This is a genomic window from Microcoleus sp. Pol17C6 (assembly GCF_036701145.1).
GTDB lineage: Bacteria > Cyanobacteriota > Cyanobacteriia > Cyanobacteriales > Microcoleaceae > Microcoleus.
The window spans coordinates 1-3,402 of sequence record NZ_JAUBQH010000132.1; the positions used below are offsets into that span (position 1 = coordinate 1).

Consider the following 3,402-nt stretch of genomic DNA (forward strand, 5'->3'; position numbering starts at 1 on the left):
CTGAACCAATATTTCTTTGAGACATCTTCTGAAATCCCCTTGACAACTGCCATACAGGCTTAACTTGTTACGAATGGTCCCGATTTGATTTGCGAGAGAGAAAGCACGCGAAACGGCATTGTTCCGCTGCGAACATTGAGTAAAATCTGGTTGCCGCCAGCATCCGCCCCGACATATCCGCCAGAGTTTGACTGCACTCTGGTCAATTCAATGCTGCCAAAGCGCTTCGCGTCTGGGTCGCGTATTCCATTACCAAACTCAATTCCTCGGGCTGCTAAATAGCGTTCTGCCAGCCGGATCGCGAAGGAAAAACGGTATTCCTGCTGGGGGTTGTGAGCGCCCAACAAACTGCGGCGCTGGTAGCCATCCGCATCGAGAACGGCATCTGCAAAGCCAACCTGTTCCGATGGCAGCGCGGGCGGAGGTGCCACGGTAAAGCCACTGCGATCGGGCAGGGCAATCTCCACTCCGATCGTATTCTTGCTGCTGCGAAACACCGATGTTAGTTCAGCATTACCCGGCTCAACCGGAATATCGCGTACAATATCCAGCCCGATCGCGATCGGTTGATACGTCTCCAAAGATTTGACAAGTTCGGCAATTTCACGATCGGGAATCGGATAAGTTCTGGCGCGTTGAATATCTGCCTCGGTGATGCCCACGATCGCAATCCGGTCATCCATTGGCTCAGGGGGACGCAGCAGCAGAAATCGATCGAACGTCACCAACTCCAAAAACTGAAGCGAACCGGTCAATCGAGCCATCATCACAGCGACAATCACCATCACCCCTGGAAGCGCTCCTCGTCCCCAAGTCGTGAGGCCCGCTTTCACTGCTTGCCATCGATCGCGCTTCACTAATCAATCAATCCTTGTTCCCTAGCTCGCACTTCCGTTTGAATCCGCAGATTCTTATCATCATCAGGATACACCTCTAGCACATCTCGAATCTTAGTCCAGTAATGCTGCACAGTGCGTTCAGAAACATTCATGCGTTTGGCGATCGCAGTATCCTGTAAGCTCTCTTGAAAAGCAAATTGCAACACCTGCATCCAGGCGGGTTTGAGTTGCAGCCCGTTGCGGATCTCTCTGGGTGTATAAATCCGCTCGTGCAGCGCCCAATCAACCATTGCCAGCAAGTCTTTCATCGGCTGGCTCTTATCGACAACTGTGAAGCCGCCCATGTGATTGTCGATCGACGGTTTCAGCCAAACTAAAGTCCGAACATGGGCACTCTGCACCACAATATTCAGACTCGGATACTGCTCCATCAACGTTTTGAGGAGTTGAAGCCCTGAATTCGCTTGAGCTGTTTCGCCGCTCGTCTCTGGCATCACCAGATCCACAATCACCAAATCCGGGGTCGTCTGCGCTATTTGCTGAAGGGCTGCCTGAGCCGTCGGAGCCGTTAGAATGTCTGCCTCTGGATATTCTTGCTTCAGAATGTTAAGCGTGCCACCTAACACCATCGCATGGTCATCCACAACTAAAAATGTTCGTTTCTCTGGTTGAGGTAAAGTCTGGGGCATAATTAATTCGTTGCCACACAACATCGTCTGTTTAGATAATCCGTCAACCCATTTTAGATGGGAAATTTACGATTTTCGATTTGTGACCTAGTTGAAACTAGGGGTTTTAAACCGCTGAAATTCTCATTCAAAATCCCAAATTCCCAATCTAAAATTGTCTCTGTCATCTTCTTACAATAGAGGAATTACCTGGCTCCCGTCCTGCATCTGTCCGCCAACTGGCGTTGTGGATGTCTGCAACGAGAATTGCGCTTTAGCGCAGTTCTATTATAATCTAGGTGTCGCAGCAGGAAAAAGAATGATTTTATGGTAGCAGAAGGTTCGTATCAAGCCAGCACGTACAATCTGGAACTTGACGCAGAAATCCAGCGGTTAAAAGGTCAAGTTCTCCTCAGTTGGGAAAAGGAAGCGCGCACTTTAAAGTGGTTCGGTTTAGCTGACGGGATGAATGTTTTGGAAGCAGGTAGCGGGCCGGGATTTTTCACGGAAAAACTGTTAGAATTGCTGCCAAACAGTTCGGTAACAGCGGTAGAAATTGACCCGGTACTGCACGAAAAAGCAGTAGCATACTTGCAGGACAAAGGGGGCGATCGAGTAAATCGCATTCAAGCATCGGTGGCGGATACTGGTTTGGATGATAACACGTTTGACTTTGCGATCGCCCGTTTGCTGTTCGTTCACCTCCCAAAGCCCGTCGCAGCAGCTAGAGAAATATTCCGCATCTTAAAACCGGGCGGCAAACTGGTGATTATTGATAGCGACGCGGATTTGTTTTGGCTGACAAATCCACCTTGGTCAGTCGAGATTGTCAGGGAGAAATTCAAGCAGGTAATGGCATCGCGGGGCGGCAGTTTATGCGTCGGGCGAAATCTGTGCCGCATTCTCAAAGAAGCTGGGTTTGGTAGCGTTGATTTAGAAGCGGTTGTCAGCCACAGCGATTTAATTGGAATTGAAGCATTTGAACCTTTGCTGGACTCCGGGCCCATTTTGCAAATGGTCAAACAGGGGTTGATTTCCGAGTCGGAAATAGAAAGCTATCTGGTTTCGCGGGATGAGTTTGTAGCTGCGGGCGATCGATGATGAGTTTTTGGTTGATGGCTTGCGGGGAAAAAAGCAATAAAATTAATACCAATTTTTCACAAAACATTGATGTTCTGCCGCAGCAAAACTTCTAGCACTCTAGCTAAATTAGCAGATAAAAAAGCCCAATTATCTAACAGTAAAACAGGAAAAAAATCCGAATAAATTCTCCCCTCAGCATAAAGATTTAATATAAAACCTATAAATTTTTATATTTTTGATCTTAGTAACTTTACACCTACCAGTATAACAAATCCTTGGAGCCGATCGCGCAAAGGCTGTTTGTGAGAGCCAATGGTTGTCTGTCACCTTTTAGCTTAACCAATCAAGTCCTTAGCGAAGCCCTCGTAGTCGATCGCACTTTTTACCACCTCCTCAGCATTCAACCCACTTGCCGAAGTCCATTAAGAAACTCCGTCCTTGCCTCAATTATTGAAGGCATTAAAACGCAGCGTACCAACAATTCTAAATCCAACTCCGGCAAAAACTCACTTCTTGAAATTTGCTCGTAATCATCCTCGCGCAGCCCATAAACAGCAAGCCGATTATTTTCCCAAAACCAAACTTCTGGAATGCGAAGTCGCAGATATTTAGCTAGTTTATTGGTGCTACCGCTAGTAATAGTTACTTCCACGGCTAAATCGGGATGCTCTTTTCTTGAACCTATATATAGCAAAACCATTTGATTTGTAAACAATCGATTCACTGCTCACAAGCCAGGGTAAGAGCATCTCAATCAGGCTTGACATAAGGACTCAGAGGAATCTAATGTAGAGTCAATGAAACAAGAACGG

General features: G+C 47.2%; 4 protein-coding genes. 1 reads left to right on the plus strand and 3 read right to left on the minus strand.

What is annotated here, in order from left to right; all coding sequences use genetic code 11:
- Positions 1-59 precede the first annotated feature (59 nt).
- Together QUA25_RS28865 and QUA25_RS28870 are read right to left on the minus strand one after the other, a co-directional pair.
- Complete coding sequence (locus tag QUA25_RS28865) at positions 60-857, minus strand: CHASE2 domain-containing protein (protein WP_333043096.1); 798 nt, start codon at positions 855-857, stop codon at positions 60-62.
- On the minus strand, positions 857-1,528 hold the full coding sequence (locus QUA25_RS28870) for a response regulator transcription factor (RefSeq protein ID WP_333043098.1): 672 nt from the start codon (positions 1,526-1,528) through the stop codon (positions 857-859). Before QUA25_RS28870 ends, QUA25_RS28865 begins: the two co-directional genes overlap by 1 nt.
- A 306-nt stretch (positions 1,529-1,834) precedes the next feature.
- Here QUA25_RS28870 and QUA25_RS28875 point away from each other — a divergent pair, with 306 nt between their 5' ends.
- Positions 1,835-2,608 carry a class I SAM-dependent methyltransferase gene (locus QUA25_RS28875; RefSeq protein ID WP_333043100.1) on the plus strand — a complete coding sequence of 258 codons (774 nt, stop codon included), beginning with the start codon at positions 1,835-1,837 and terminating at the stop codon, positions 2,606-2,608.
- A gap of 382 nt (positions 2,609-2,990) precedes the next feature.
- On the opposite strand, the gene QUA25_RS28880 is transcribed toward QUA25_RS28875, so the two are convergent.
- Complete coding sequence (locus QUA25_RS28880; protein WP_445242259.1) at positions 2,991-3,290, minus strand: Uma2 family endonuclease; 300 nt, start codon at positions 3,288-3,290, stop codon at positions 2,991-2,993.
- Positions 3,291-3,402 lie beyond the last annotated feature (112 nt).

Coding starts and splice junctions, on each gene's coding strand:
- QUA25_RS28870 (WP_333043098.1), bottom strand. CDS start 1,528: ATGCCCCAGACTTTACCTCAACCAGAGAAACGAACATTTTTAGTTGTG.
- QUA25_RS28875 (WP_333043100.1), top strand. CDS start 1,835: ATGGTAGCAGAAGGTTCGTATCAAGCCAGCACGTACAATCTGGAACTT.
- QUA25_RS28880 (WP_445242259.1), bottom strand. CDS start 3,290: ATGGTTTTGCTATATATAGGTTCAAGAAAAGAGCATCCCGATTTAGCC.